We start from the raw sequence: 12,616 nt of genomic DNA, 5'->3' as shown, positions 1-12,616 counted from the left end.
GAAGACTAGCGGCCCAGGCAGCCAAGGAAAAGGGCCCCGCGCGGGGGCCCTTCTGTCAAAGCGGTGCGGGTTCCGGTTCCGCGCCGGGCTTCGGCTTGCGCGGCTTGGTCTTCGGGATTGCCGCGACCGAGCCGCCACTGCTGCCCGAGGAGGAGGGCTTGTCGGCATCATCGTCGCCGCCCAGCGGTTCGCCGGCCAGGACCTTGCGGATCTCGTCCCCGGTCAGGGTTTCGTATTCCAGAAGACCCTTGGCCAGACGCTCGAACTCTTCCTCGTTCTCGTTCAGGACCTGCATGGCGCGTTCAAAGCCTTCGTCGACGATGGCTTTCACCTCATCCTCGATCATGCGCTTGGTCTCGGCCGAAACGCTGAAGCCGCCAGTGTTGCCGTTGTAGCCTTCATGGGCTTCGGAATAGTCGATGTTGCCGATCTTTTCCGACATGCCCCAGCGCATGACCATGGCGCGGGCCACGGCCGAGACGCTCTGGATGTCGCCCGAGGCGCCCGAGGAGACGCGCTCTTCGCCCCATTTCTTGATCTCGGCGGCCTTGCCGGCCATGCCCATGGCGATCCGGTCCTTCATCTGGTCCTTGTGCCAGGAATGGCGGTCCATTTCCGGCAGGCTCATCACCATGCCAAGCGCGCCGCCGCGGGGCATGATCGTGGCCTTGTAGACCGGGTCGCACTTGGGCAGCTTCATGCCGACGATGGCGTGGCCGGCCTCGTGGTAGGCGGTCATTTCCTTGTCTTCCGGCGACATGACCATGCTGCGGCGTTCCGGCCCCATCATGACCTTGTCCTTGGCGTTCTCGAAATCGACCATGGTCACGAAGCGGCGACCGATGCGGGCGGCCAGAAGCGCGGCCTCGTTCACTAGGTTCATCAGGTCGGCACCGGAAAAGCCGGGCGTGCCGCGGGCGATGGTGCGCAGGTCGACGTCCGGCCCCAGCGGCACCTTGCGGGCGTGGACGGACAGGATCTTCTCGCGCCCCTTGATGTCGGGGTTCGAGACGGTGATCTGGCGGTCGAAACGGCCCGGACGCAGAAGGGCAGGATCCAGCACGTCCTTGCGGTTGGTGGCGGCGATGATGATGACGCCTTCGTTCGCCTCGAACCCGTCCATTTCCACCAGAAGCTGGTTGAGGGTCTGTTCGCGTTCGTCGTTGCCGCCGCCCATGCCGACGCCACGGGCGCGACCGACGGCGTCAATCTCGTCGATGAAGACGATGCAGGGGGCGTTCTTCTTGGCCTGTTCGAACATGTCGCGGACGCGGGAGGCGCCGACGCCGACAAACATTTCCACGAAGTCGGAACCCGAGATGGTGAAGAAGGGGACCCCCGCCTCACCCGCGATGGCGCGGGCCAAGAGCGTCTTGCCGGTGCCGGGCGGGCCGACCAGCAGCGCGCCCTTCGGGATCTTGCCGCCGAGACGGCTGAACTTCTGCGGGTTGCGCAGGAATTCCACGATCTCTTCCAGCTCTTCCTTGGCTTCGTCGATGCCCGCGACGTCGTCGAAGGTCACGCGGCCCTGCTTTTCGGTCAGAAGCTTCGCGCGGGACTTGCCAAAGCCCATCGCACCGCCGCGCCCGCCGCCCTGCATCCGGTTCATGAAGTAGATCCAGACGCCGATCAGCAGAAGGAAGGGCAGGAAGCTGAGGAGGACCGAGACAAAGCCCGACTGGGCCTGGGGTTCGGCCTCGACCTCGATGCCCTTGGCGATCAGCTCGCGCGTGAGGCTTTCGGTGACGAAGTCGCCCGCGGGCTTGATGGTCTGGAAGGTGGCGTTGTCCTTGCCGGTGACGATGATGCGTTCGCCGTCGAGCGTGACCTTGCTGACCTGCCCCGCCTCGACCCGCTCCATGAAGTCGGAATAGGTGAGCGAGCGCGAGGACATGGTGGTCTGGTTGCCCGAGAACAGCTGGAACAGGGCCATGATGAGGATCAAGAGCACGACCCAGAACGCGATATTGCGTGCATTACCCAAGGTGAGGGATCTCCCGAATGCGCCTGAGGCCCCCCATGAGGCCAAGGCGACTTTGGGCATAAGATAAACCTTTGGGCCTCAGGTTCAATCACCTATCCCGAAAAGGTGGAACGGTCGGTCCAGTTTTGCCTGCCAGTCCGAGGGGAGCCCGGCAAGGGGGGCGGACAGCAGGGTTTCGCCCTGCCAGACTGCGGGGGTGACGAGGAGAATTTCGCGCGGCAGGCCAAGCTCTTTCCAGTCGGGTTGCTGGCGGAGGCCCTCCGCCCCGAGTGCCCGGACTTCGCCCTGCGGCCCCGTGACGCGCCAGCGACCGTCCCAGAGCGCGCCCGTGGGCACCGGCCCGCCCAGGGCGCGGGGTTCGCGGGTCAGCCAGCCCCGGCGGGCCCGACAGCCTGCCAAGGTTGCGTCGGTTCCCTGCGCAAGGGCGTGCAGCACTCGTTCCAGTTCTGCCGCGCGCGGGGCGTAGGGTGCGCCATTCAACCAAAGCACCCCGGCAGCGACGGTTTGCCGCTGCACTTCGGCGGGTTCGGTCCAGAGACCGGCGGCGAACTGCAGGGCACCAGCCGCTTCGGTGACATGGCGCGCGGCGGCGGCAGTCACCTGGACCGTCAGCGCGGCCCTGGCTTCGGCCAGATGCCCAGCGACCTCGGCCAGCCGGGGAGCGGTTATGCCAAGAGGGGCTAGCGCCGCCAGCGCCTTGCGGGCCTTGATCCGGGTGAAGCGGTCGTTGTCGTTCGTCGGATCGTCGATCCAGTCGATGCCTTCGCGGCGCAGCCAGTCGCGCAAGTCCTGACGTCCGGCTGTCAGAAGCGGGCGGCAGAAGCGGAGGCCCGCGTCCGTCCAGGCGGGGCGCATGCCGGAGAGGCCCGCGAGCCCTGCCGCCCTGGCAAGGCCCATGAGCAGCGTTTCGGCCTGGTCATCCTGGGTGTGGCCAAGGGCGACCACGCCCAGTCCCTGCGCCCGCGCCCAGTCGCCAATCAGCGCCATCCGCGCCCGCCGTGCCTGATCCATCAGATTGCCCGCGACCGCGTCGTGCTGCCAGACCAGCACCTGGTGCGGAACGCCAAGTACCGCGCAGTCGGCGGCGACCCTGGCGGCTTCGGCGGCGCTTTCAGCGCGCAGTCGGTGATCGACCGTTGCGGCCTGGACCTTGAGCCCGGCCCGCAGGCAAAGATGCAGAAGGGCGGTGGAATCGCCACCGCCCGAAAGCGCAACCAAGATGGGTTCGTCGGATGGCAGATGGTCGCGGATCAGCCCGACCAGCCGGCCGCTGTCTACTGGCACCCCAGCCCCTGCATCGCCACGGTCGACTGCGTTGCGGCGCTGCTGCCGGGGAAGCGGTTGCCGACCTCGGCCAGGGTCACGCAGGCCTCTTGCACCTGGCCCAGGGCGCCCAGCCCCTCGCCCAGTTTGAGGAGCGCATCGGGGGCAAGCGGGCCTTGCGGCGCGGCAGAGAAGGCGTCGAGATAGGCCCGCGCCGCATTGCCGGTATCGCCGGTCTTGGACAGCGCCTCGCCGCGCAGGTAATGCGCTTCGGGGACTAGCGGTCCGCCAGGATAGGATTGGGCATAGGTCGCAAAGAGCGCTGCAGCTCCGGGAAAGTCACCCGAACCGAGCACCTCCTTGGCCCGGTCAAAGTCCTGCTGTTCGGCAACGGCGAGTTCCGCCCCGCCAGTGCCCGCCGCAGGGGCAGCGCCCGCATCGGCTGCCGGGGCAGGGGCCGCGCCGGTGTCACCGCCCAGCGTGGGCGTCGCGCCCAGTGTGGCCGGGTCGCAGCCTTCGGTCACTTCGCAGAGCCGGTATTCGATGTCGCCGATCCGGTTGGTGCCATCGGCGACCACCCGGTTCAGCTTCAGCTCCACCTCTTCGGTCCGCGCGGTCAGGCGGGCCAGCGTCGCCTCGATCGTGTCCATCCGGGTCAGCGCATCGCCGCCTGCGGCCCCGCTGGTCGCCGCGCCGGTCGAGACCAGCTCGGCCTTCAGCGCATTGAACTCGGCGGCAAGCGCGGAAAGCTCGGCACGGATGTCGGCCAGCGTCTGCTGGCGGTCCTGGGCGTGACCCAGAACCGGCAGAAGGCAGAGCGCCAGGGCAAGACCAAGGCGGCGCATCGGGTCAGACCCCGGCGCCTGCCGAAAGCACCGTCACCGCGCGGCGGTTCTTGGCGTAGCAGGATTCGTCCGAGCAGACCTCCAGCGGGCGTTCCTTGCCGTAGCTGATGGTGCGCAGCCGGTTCGCGGCGACGCCCTGGCTGATAAGGAAGTTCTGCACTGCCGCCGCCCGGCGCGCGCCGAGGGCGAGGTTGTATTCCCGGGTGCCCTGTTCGTCGGCATGGCCTTCGATGATCGCGGCGTAGCCCGGGTTCTGGTTCAGCCAGTTGGCCTGGGCGGTCAGGACGCCGCGCGCTTCGGGCGAAAGGGTCGACTGGTCCACTGCGAAGAGGACGCGGTCACCTACGGTCTGGTTGAAGTAGGCGATCGAGGTCGGGTTGTTCGGATCGCCGAGACCCGTGGTGTCGATCCCGCCTGCGCCACCTGCGCCACCGGCCCCACCAGCGCCCGCGCCACCGGCGCCGTAACGGTCAGGGTTGTTGCAGGCCGCCAGGCCCAGGACGGCGATCAGAAGCAGCGACTTCGCGGCGATGGACATGAGGTTCTTCCTTCTTGTTGGCTCGATTGCGGGCAGATTAACAGCTTTGCGCCGCCGAGGGAATCGGCGGCGCGTCACATTTCAGGGCAAAAGCGGCGACCAGGCCGGGTCCGAGGCCGGACCTTCGGTCGGGATCTGCTTGAGGTTCCGCCCGGTGATGTCGACGGACCAGAGCGAGGTCTGCCCGCCCGCGCCACTGGTTTCGCGGGTGAACATCAGGACGCGCCCGTTCGGGGCCCAGGTCGGGCCTTCGTCGAGGAAGCTGGCGGTCAGGAGGCGTTCTTCCGACCCGTCGGTGCGCATGACGCCGATGTGGAAGCGGCCCGCGTTCTGCTTGGTGAAGGCGATGTAGTCGCCGCGCGGAGACCAGACCGGGGTGCCATAGCGCCCCTCGCCGCCGGAAATCCGGCTGCCTTCGCCGCCCGAGGCAGGCATGACATAGATCTGCGGCGTGCCGGTGCGGTCGCTCTCGAAGACGATCTGGCTGCCGTCCGGGCTGAAGCTCGGCGCGGTCTCGATCGAGGGTGCGTTGGTCAGCTGGCGCAATCCGCCGCCGCCCAGCGACAAGGAGTAGATGTCGGTGTTGCCGCCGCGTTCCAGGCTGAAGACGATGGTCCCGCCATCGGGCGAGAAGCGCGGGGCAAAGGTCATGGTGCCGGGCTGTTCCTCCAGCGTCTGCCGGCGCAGGCTGGCCACATCCAGCAGGGTGATCCGGGGGAAGCCCGTCTCGTAGCTGGTGTAGATGATCCGGTCGCCCTGGGGCGAGAAGCGGGGGGCCAGCACGATGGCGGAGCTATCGGTGAGGTAGGCCACGTTCGCGCCGTCGTAGTCCATGACGGCAAGGCGCTTCAGGCGGTTGTTCTTGGGCCCGCTTTCGCTGACGAAGACGACGCGGCTGTCGAAATAGCCGCCCTCGCCGGTGATCTTGGAATAGATGACGTCGGCCACCTTGTGCGCCATCCGCCGCCAGCCGTCGGTGGTGCCTGCGAATTGCAGGGCCGCGCCTTCCAGCGTGTTGCCGTTGAAGACGTCATAGGCGCGGAACTTCACGGTGATCCGGTCACCCGCAACGCTGACCGCGCCGGTGACCAGGACCTGGGCATTGATCGCCTTCCAGTCCTCGAAGGCGATGCCGCCGTCAAAGCTGGTGATCCTGCTGATATGCGCCTCTTCCCCGATGTTGCGGAAGAAGCCGGTGCCTTCGAGGTCCGAGATCACCACGCGGCTGATTTCCCGCGCATAGTCCCCCGCGCCGCCTTCGTCGATGAAGGTGGGCACCGCGATGGGCATGGGTTCGATGACCCCGGGGCCGATGACGATCCGCGGCGGGTCCTGGGCCAGGACGGGTGTCGCAACCAGGGTCCCAAGCCCGAAAGCCAGCGCCAGAAGTGTGCGGAAGGTTGTTCTCATGGGTCTCACCATCGGCCTCATGCTCCGTTCTTTTGTTTGTCCTTGCCCGCCTGCCCGGCGGGAGAAAAGGGGAAAAATGCCTGCAAGGTTCCCGGTCATCGTGCCCTCATCCCATTGGCATCGAAAACGAGATCAAGCACCTGCCAGGCATCATCGTTGTCCGAAGGCAGCGGAAGTCCGCCGTCGATGTGGGCGCGCAGGATCGCGCGGCGCGCGGTCTGGAACAGCCGGTCAACTGCATCTTCGGTGGGGCCATCGGCGGCCAAAAGGATCACATTCTCTGGCCGACCCTGTTCGGTCAGGCAGACCCGGACTGTAATCCGGCTTTCCAGCGTCTCGGCCGAGGCCATGCCAAGGTTCCACTTCCGACCAATGCCATCGGCGATGGCCTTTTGCTGCCCGGCCGTCAGCGCCAGAGGTGGCACGGAACAGTCAAAGCCGAACCTTTGTTCCGTTGGCTGCACCACATCCGCGCGCACCAGTGACGGACCGCCCAGAAGCACCGCGAGTCCTCCGATCCAGACAGACGAGATTGCGCGCATCACCGTGCCCTCATCCCATTGGCATCGAAAACGAGATCAAGCACCTGCCAGGTGTCGAATTTGTCTGGCGGAAGCGGAAGTCCGCCGTCGATGTGGGCGCGGTTCACGGCCCGCTGCGCGGTGTCGTACAGCTTGTCGATCCCGCTTTGGCTGGGCCCGCTGGAGTCGATCAGTTCGAAGTCGATGGGCGTGCCATCCGCCGCAAAGCTGACGCGGATCACCACCATCGAGCTTAACGCATCGGTCGAGGAGGCGCCGAGATTCCATTTCCGGGCGATGGCCGAGGAGATGTTGCCCATCTCGCCGCCGGTCAGCGGCGGGCCTTGCGGCAGGTCCTGGCCGCCGGTGTCGGAGGCTTCCTCGACCGGCTCTTCGGCCGCTTCGCCCAGAAGCGCCTCGATAGCGGCGTCGGTTTCGGCGTCGTCGACCGGCTGGACGTTCAGTTGGGCCGATTCCTGCGGCTCTTCGGCGGGTTCCTCGACGGGGGTCTCGGCGGCTACTTCGGTTTCCGGTTCGGGTTCCAGCTCGGGCGCGCGTTCGGGGCGGGCGCGGGGACGCAGCGAGGTCTGCATGCCGGTTTCGGCGTCCTGGTCTTCGGTCGCTTCGGTGCGGGTCACGTCGCCGGTGTCTTCGGCCACCGTCTCGGTGGTCGGTTCTTCCTGCACGATCTCTTCTGCCGCGGGGTCCTCGCTGACGGCGGGTTCGGGCGTGTCGGAGGTCTCGGCTTCGGTTTCCGGCTGGACCGGATCGGGAGCGATGATGTCTTCGGCCTCGGCAATGGCCTGTTCTTCGGTCGATTCCGATTCGAAGACCTGTTCTTCCTCGGCCTGCGGCAGGTCGCTGGGTGGCGGCTCGACGACCGGCTGCGGCTCGGGTTCCGGTTCGGGAAGAGGTTCCGGTTCGGGAAGAGGTTCCGGTTCGGGAAGCGGTTCAGGTTCGGGAAGCGGTTCCGGTTCTGGCAGGGGCTCTGGTTCGGGTTCCGGCACCGGCTCCGGTTCTGGCTCTGGCCGCGGCTCAGGGCGGACGGGCGCGGGCGTTTCGGATGGGGTTGCCGTCATCGCCTGCAATTCGGCGAATTGGTCGCTGGTCACGGTCGAGACCGTCATCACCAGGGTCTCGGGCGGTTTTTCGGCCGCGAACAGCCAGTCGCCGACCAGCGCCCACAGGATCAACCCTGCGTGCCCGATCGCCGATACAACCGTTCCGGTCTGGAACCGCTTTTCCATCCGCCTCAGCCGCCGTCGTTACCAGATTGAGACGCATCACCCGCCCCAAGGCTTGGCGTGGCTGCGTCGGTGACGAAGGCAATCTCGTTGAAGCCGCCCGCGTTCAGCGCGCCCATGACCTGGGCCACCCGTTCATAGGGGATCGAGCCATCCGCCCGGAGGTAGATCTTCTTCGACGTCCGTTCCGCCGCGATGGCCGTCAGCCGCGGGATCAGTTCACCAGCGCTGACCTCGGTCGTCTGGATCGCCAACCTGCCGTCTGCGGTGATGGTCACCGACAGGGGTTCTTCCTGTTCGGTGGGGAGTGCCGTGGCCGCGGTTTCCGGCAGCTTGACCGGCACGCCCACGGTCAGCATTGGGGCCGCCACCATGAAGATGATGAGCAGAACCAGCATCACGTCGACCATCGGCGTGATGTTGATCTCGCTCATCGCGGCAGACCGCCGCCCGCGCCGACCCCTGCCGCCGCCGCCCGGTTTGTTCCCGACCGCGTCCATGGCTTACGAATCCAGCTGGCGCGACAGGATCGTCGCGAATTCGTCGGCAAAGGCCTCGTACCCGCCGATCACCCGGTCATTGTCCGCCGACAGCTTGTTGTAGAAGACCGCCGCCGGGATGGCCGCGATCAGACCGATGCCGGTTGCCAGAAGCGCCTCGGCGATACCGGGGGCGACGACGGCGAGCGACGTGTTCTGGCTGATGGCGATCTGTTCGAAGCTGTGCTTGATCCCCCAGACCGTGCCGAAGAGGCCGATGAAGGTCGCGGTCGAGCCGGTGGTGGCCAGGAAACTGAGGCCGCGGTTCATGACTTCGCTTTCGCGCGCGATGGCGACGTTCATCGCTCGGTCGATGCGCGACTGTGCCCCCGCGATCAGGCCGCCATCCTGCTTGTGGCTGCGCCGCCATTCCAGCATCCCGGCCGCGAAGATCTTTTCCGATGACCCCTGCGGGTCAGGGCCGATCTTTTCGTAGAGCTCGTCCAGAGGCTCGCCCGACCAGAAGGCCCGGTCGAAGATCGCCGCCTCGGCGCGCGCCTTGCGCAGCATGATGTGCTTCTGGATGATGATCGCCCAGCTCCAGAACGACATGACCATCAGCATGATCATGACGATCTTCACCGTCAGGGTGGCTTTGGCAAAAAGGGCGAACATGGAGAAATCAATCTCCTGCGCCATCGCAAGGGTTTCGGTTTCCATACGCCTGCTCTTGTTGATCGGGCCGTTTCCCGGCTCCGTTATCGCTGATTCTAGCAAGGTTGCAGGGGGAATGCCAACACAAGTCTGTTGGCGGCAGGGTTTCGCCGCCCGGATGACAGGATTTGTCACCTGAACCGACGCCTCCTCGTGCGACTTCGTCTTCTCGTCGGAGAGCGCCCAGCGAGGAGTGACGAAGTCATCGACGAGCGGTCCGTCAATGCAACGGCCCCGACAGCCTTGCCCGCACTTCCGTCGGCAGCCGCGCGGCATGGCCGTCCTCGGTCAGGCAGACCAGCGTAACGACCGAGGCGAACAACCGCTCGCCGCCGCGCAGCACCACCTGTTCCAGGACGATCCGCGCCCCGCCCAGCGTCTGCAGCCTTGTCTCCACCACCAGCTCATCGGCAAACTTGGCGGGCCGCAGGTAATCCGCCTCAATCCGCCGGACCGCGAAGACGATCCCCTGCTCGGTCTTCAGCTGTCCCTGATCGACCCCCAGCGAGGCGACCCATTCCGTCCGGGCGCGTTCGATGAACTTGAGGTAATTGGCGTAATAGACGATCCCCGCCAGATCGGTGTCCTCGTAATAGACTTTCACGCCGAAGCGATGCGCCACGCCTGTCCCCCTTCGCCTTTGCCACGGGGATAGCACGGCGCAGCAGGGTTCAGAAAGCCGCCAGGTTTTCTGCCGGATAGCGCAGGCCGCGCTCCTGGACATGCACCTCGGCGTCGGTCAGCTGGAAGGCCTGCAGAAGCCGGTCGATCGTCGCCTGGCGGTTCAGGCCGGTCTGGCAGGTGTAAAGGTCGATGGTCACGAAACCGCGCCCGGGAAAGGTGTGAAAGCTGATGTGGCTTTCCGCGATCATGACAAAGCCGGACAGCCCGCCCGGGTCCTTCAGGCAGTTCGGCCCGACTTCGACGACGACGGGCGTGCAGATCGCGTGCATGCCCATTTCGGCAGGCAGGACGTCCAGAAGGTGCCGCAGCGCGACCGTGTCGGTCATGAGGGGGCCAGAGGCGCTGTAGCCGTCGATCATCAGATGCACGCCGAAGGGTTCCTGCCGGGGCAGGGTCGGGGAAAGGTCAGTCATGGACGGCGCTCCGCAGGGGGGGCACCCGGGGGCGGACCGGCCGCAGCCGGTCGTAGACCAGATGGAAGACATAGGCGTAGGCCGCGTAGAGGAGCGTGAGCCCGAGATCGGCGATCAGCGCCGTCCAGAAGCCGAACCCGCCCAGCCAGATCAGGATCGGCAGGGTCACGATCACGGTCGTCGCCTCGTGGCTGGCGGCATGGACCAGGCGCCAGCGTTGTGGGCGGTCGCTGGCCAGCCGCCCGCTGAGCCGAAGGTCAAGCCAGTCGAAGACGGTGTTGTGGATCGGCGACCAGATCAGGACGGCAGCCGCCAGGGCCAGCATCAGCCAGAACGCCTCACCCGCCGAGCCGCCGCCGAACAGGGCGACCAGCGGGACGGACAGGCAAAGCCCGCCGACTTCGTAGGAAATGGTCTGGATCAACCGCTCACGCGGGGAACGCAGGGTCATGGTGGCTCCGCAAAATGGGCCTTGGGTGATCGAAATCGGGTCAGGTCAAATCTGCGGCGAAGCTAGCATGAGCGGGGCAGGCACGCGCGTGAATTTCGCGCAAGTGCACTGCGGTCGCGCATGGGGGCAGCAGGGGGCCGTTCGGGTAGGGATTCCCGTGCCCCGGGACTTTTGCGTTGCTGGAAACCGGATCGCGTGTAATACTTGCCCAATAATGGAATTGTTTATTTTCGAGTAACAACGCAATTACCCTGGGCTGCAATTTGCCGCAGTCCTGACGACCAAAGCCCAATTCAAACATTCAAATATTAGGTGATCCCATGCTTTATTCCACTGGCCATGGCGGCCAAATCGTCCCTGCATCTGTGACCACGGGCCTGGCGGAAGGCCCGGCCGTTTTCGAGACGGCGGCGGCCACGCCCGTCCTGATCCCTTCGACCCGCAAGGCGGCGGTGCCGGAGGTCGCGGCGCGGTCGGCGCGGCTGGAAAGCACCGGTGGCGGGGCCTTCCGCTATCTGTTCCCAAATGCCCCGGCCTTCCCGGCCACCGGCACCATGCTGGCGGCGCTGGATGCGCTGGGCGAGTCGATGTTCGACCCGGCCAACCCCTCGCCACCCGTCAGCCTGCCACCGATCCTGACCTATTTCGGCCAGTTCATCGACCATGACATCACCGCCAATACCGACCGGAAGGTCGAAGGCCTGTCCGATGTCGACGGCAATTTCCTGCCCACCGCGCGGGCGGATGTCATCGCGGGCGTCGACAACCTGCGCGACGGCTCGCTGGGGCTGGACAGCCTCTATGGCGACAGCGTCGGGCAGGATGCCTTTTCGGCCAAGCTGGCCGGGCTGATGCGGCATCCGACGCTGACGAAGAAGATGCGGCTTGGCGTTCCCGCGCCCACGCCGCAGGGGCCGATCACCCCGCCTGCCGACAATGCGACCGACCTTCTGCGGCTGGGCTTCCTGCTGGATCGCGGCGATCTGACCCTGGCCGAGCTGAACGCCCTGCCGCCCGGCCAGCGTGCGGCGTTCATCGACGGCAGCAATGCCCCGATCCGGCAGCGCGCGATCCTGGGCGATTTCCGCAACGACGAGAACCTGTTGATCGCGCAGCTGCAGGTCGCCTTCCTGCGGTTCCACAACAAGCTGGCCGACCTGGTCCCGACCTTTGACGAAGCGCGCAAGCTGACCCGCTATCACTATCAGTGGCTGGTCGCACACGAATACCTGCCCAGCCTCTGCGACCGGTCCGTGGTCGATGAGCTGATCGCCACCGGATCACCGCTGTATGGCGCGTTCTTCGATGCGAATGTCCCGGCGCTGGCGCCGAAGATGCCGATGCCGCTGGAGTTCTCGGCCGCCTGCTTCCGCTTTGGCCACACCATGGTGCGCGGCGGTTATGACCACAACCGCGTCTTCGGCCGGCCCGAGCCGGGCAAGCCGAACATCCTGCCCTTTGCGGCGTTCAACCTCTTGTTTGCCTTCACCGGCGACGGGCGGATGTCGGGGCAAAGCGACACGCAGCTGCCCGACAACTGGGTCATCGACTGGTCGCGCTTCGTCAATGCCGAGACCCCGGTCCGGTCGGCCAAGGGCATCGACACCCGGCTGGATGCGCCGCTGGACGACATGGTCAACCAGCCCGCGGGCATCTTCAAGCATCTGGCCAAGCGCAACCTGCGCCGCGGCTACCGGCTGAACCTGCCGAGCGCGCAGGATTGCATCGCCGGGATCAACGCGAGCGGCCATTTCCGGCCCATCGCGGCGCTGGACGCTGCGACGATCATGCAGGGGCGCAACATCCCGGGGGCGGACTTCGGCACGAGCACGCCGCTGTGGTTCTACATCCTGCGCGAGGCCGAGCTTCTGGGCAGCACCCATCTTGGACCGCTGGGAACCCACATCGTCGCGGGGACCCTGCTGGGCCTGATCATCAAGGACCAAAGCTCGTACTGGAACGACACTTCCGCCGGGCATCGCTGGTCGCCCAGCACCTTCCGTCCCGGCGCGCCGATCGACAGCCTGAAGGCGATGCTGCGCTTTACCGGGCAGCTGGCGTTCTAGAGTC

13 protein-coding genes are annotated in these 12,616 nt (G+C 66.3%); 1 reads left to right on the top strand and 12 read right to left on the bottom strand.

All coding sequences use genetic code 11. The features are described from left to right. Positions 1-55 precede the first annotated feature (55 nt). The 12 genes from ftsH to AC2EAL_RS00505 form a co-directional block, all read right to left on the bottom strand. Positions 56-1,984 carry an ATP-dependent zinc metalloprotease FtsH gene (gene ftsH, locus AC2EAL_RS00560; RefSeq protein WP_484722226.1) on the bottom strand — a complete coding sequence of 643 codons (1,929 nt, stop codon included), beginning with the start codon at positions 1,982-1,984 and terminating at the stop codon, positions 56-58. 84 nt (positions 1,985-2,068) lie between these two features. Continuing rightward, positions 2,069-3,268: a tRNA lysidine(34) synthetase TilS gene (gene tilS, locus AC2EAL_RS00555; protein ID WP_484722225.1), complete on the bottom strand. Its 1,200-nt coding sequence runs from the start codon at positions 3,266-3,268 to the stop codon at positions 2,069-2,071. Then, positions 3,259-4,092 (bottom strand): tol-pal system protein YbgF, encoded by an 834-nt coding sequence (gene ybgF, locus AC2EAL_RS00550; protein ID WP_484722224.1) that lies wholly within the window; start codon positions 4,090-4,092, stop codon positions 3,259-3,261. The genes tilS and ybgF overlap by 10 nt, the downstream gene beginning before the upstream one ends. 4 nt (positions 4,093-4,096) lie before the next feature. Then, a complete protein-coding gene (gene pal / locus AC2EAL_RS00545) occupies positions 4,097-4,630 on the bottom strand; it encodes a peptidoglycan-associated lipoprotein Pal (RefSeq protein WP_484722223.1) in 534 nt (177 codons plus the stop codon). 81 nt (positions 4,631-4,711) lie between these two features. Further along, positions 4,712-6,040, bottom strand: coding sequence for a Tol-Pal system beta propeller repeat protein TolB (gene tolB / locus AC2EAL_RS00540; protein WP_484722222.1), 1,329 nt, complete (start codon positions 6,038-6,040; stop codon positions 4,712-4,714). Positions 6,041-6,135: 95 nt separating this feature from the next. Next, positions 6,136-6,582, bottom strand: a complete 447-nt coding sequence (locus AC2EAL_RS00535; protein WP_484722221.1) for a hypothetical protein — start codon at positions 6,580-6,582, stop codon at positions 6,136-6,138. Then, positions 6,582-7,808 (bottom strand): hypothetical protein, encoded by a 1,227-nt coding sequence (locus AC2EAL_RS00530; protein WP_484722220.1) that lies wholly within the window; start codon positions 7,806-7,808, stop codon positions 6,582-6,584. The genes AC2EAL_RS00535 and AC2EAL_RS00530 overlap by 1 nt, the downstream gene beginning before the upstream one ends. Positions 7,809-7,813: 5 nt before the next feature. After that, positions 7,814-8,305 (bottom strand): protein TolR, encoded by a 492-nt coding sequence (gene tolR / locus AC2EAL_RS00525; RefSeq protein WP_484722219.1) that lies wholly within the window; start codon positions 8,303-8,305, stop codon positions 7,814-7,816. 3 nt (positions 8,306-8,308) lie between these two features. Next, on the bottom strand, positions 8,309-9,004 hold the full coding sequence (tolQ, locus tag AC2EAL_RS00520; RefSeq protein ID WP_484722218.1) for a protein TolQ: 696 nt from the start codon (positions 9,002-9,004) through the stop codon (positions 8,309-8,311). 214 nt (positions 9,005-9,218) lie between these two features. Continuing rightward, positions 9,219-9,620 carry a tol-pal system-associated acyl-CoA thioesterase gene (ybgC, locus tag AC2EAL_RS00515; RefSeq protein ID WP_484722217.1) on the bottom strand — a complete coding sequence of 134 codons (402 nt, stop codon included), beginning with the start codon at positions 9,618-9,620 and terminating at the stop codon, positions 9,219-9,221. Positions 9,621-9,669: 49 nt separating this feature from the next. Further along, positions 9,670-10,095 carry an S-adenosylmethionine decarboxylase gene (speD, locus tag AC2EAL_RS00510; RefSeq protein ID WP_484722216.1) on the bottom strand — a complete coding sequence of 142 codons (426 nt, stop codon included), beginning with the start codon at positions 10,093-10,095 and terminating at the stop codon, positions 9,670-9,672. Then, the gene (locus AC2EAL_RS00505) at positions 10,088-10,546 is read right to left on the bottom strand and encodes a PACE efflux transporter (RefSeq protein ID WP_484722215.1); all 459 of its coding nucleotides are present in this window, start codon (positions 10,544-10,546) and stop codon (positions 10,088-10,090) included. The genes speD and AC2EAL_RS00505 overlap by 8 nt, the downstream gene beginning before the upstream one ends. A gap of 320 nt (positions 10,547-10,866) precedes the next feature. Here AC2EAL_RS00505 and AC2EAL_RS00500 point away from each other — a divergent pair, with 320 nt between their 5' ends. Further along, positions 10,867-12,612: a peroxidase family protein gene (locus AC2EAL_RS00500; protein ID WP_484722214.1), complete on the top strand. Its 1,746-nt coding sequence runs from the start codon at positions 10,867-10,869 to the stop codon at positions 12,610-12,612. Positions 12,613-12,616 lie beyond the last annotated feature (4 nt).

The organism is Tabrizicola sp. T74 (assembly GCF_057219935.1).
Note: the sequence above shows the minus strand (reverse complement) of the source record. Positions and strands in the feature narration are given on the sequence as shown.

Coding starts and splice junctions, on each gene's coding strand:
- tolR (WP_484722219.1), bottom strand. CDS start 8,305: ATGGACGCGGTCGGGAACAAACCGGGCGGCGGCGGCAGGGGTCGGCGC.
- AC2EAL_RS00530 (WP_484722220.1), bottom strand. CDS start 7,808: ATGGAAAAGCGGTTCCAGACCGGAACGGTTGTATCGGCGATCGGGCAC.
- ybgF (WP_484722224.1), bottom strand. CDS start 4,092: ATGCGCCGCCTTGGTCTTGCCCTGGCGCTCTGCCTTCTGCCGGTTCTG.
- speD (WP_484722216.1), bottom strand. CDS start 10,095: ATGACTGACCTTTCCCCGACCCTGCCCCGGCAGGAACCCTTCGGCGTG.
- AC2EAL_RS00500 (WP_484722214.1), top strand. CDS start 10,867: ATGCTTTATTCCACTGGCCATGGCGGCCAAATCGTCCCTGCATCTGTG.
- tolB (WP_484722222.1), bottom strand. CDS start 6,040: ATGAGAACAACCTTCCGCACACTTCTGGCGCTGGCTTTCGGGCTTGGG.
- AC2EAL_RS00535 (WP_484722221.1), bottom strand. CDS start 6,582: ATGCGCGCAATCTCGTCTGTCTGGATCGGAGGACTCGCGGTGCTTCTG.
- pal (WP_484722223.1), bottom strand. CDS start 4,630: ATGTCCATCGCCGCGAAGTCGCTGCTTCTGATCGCCGTCCTGGGCCTG.
- AC2EAL_RS00505 (WP_484722215.1), bottom strand. CDS start 10,546: ATGACCCTGCGTTCCCCGCGTGAGCGGTTGATCCAGACCATTTCCTAC.
- tolQ (WP_484722218.1), bottom strand. CDS start 9,004: ATGGAAACCGAAACCCTTGCGATGGCGCAGGAGATTGATTTCTCCATG.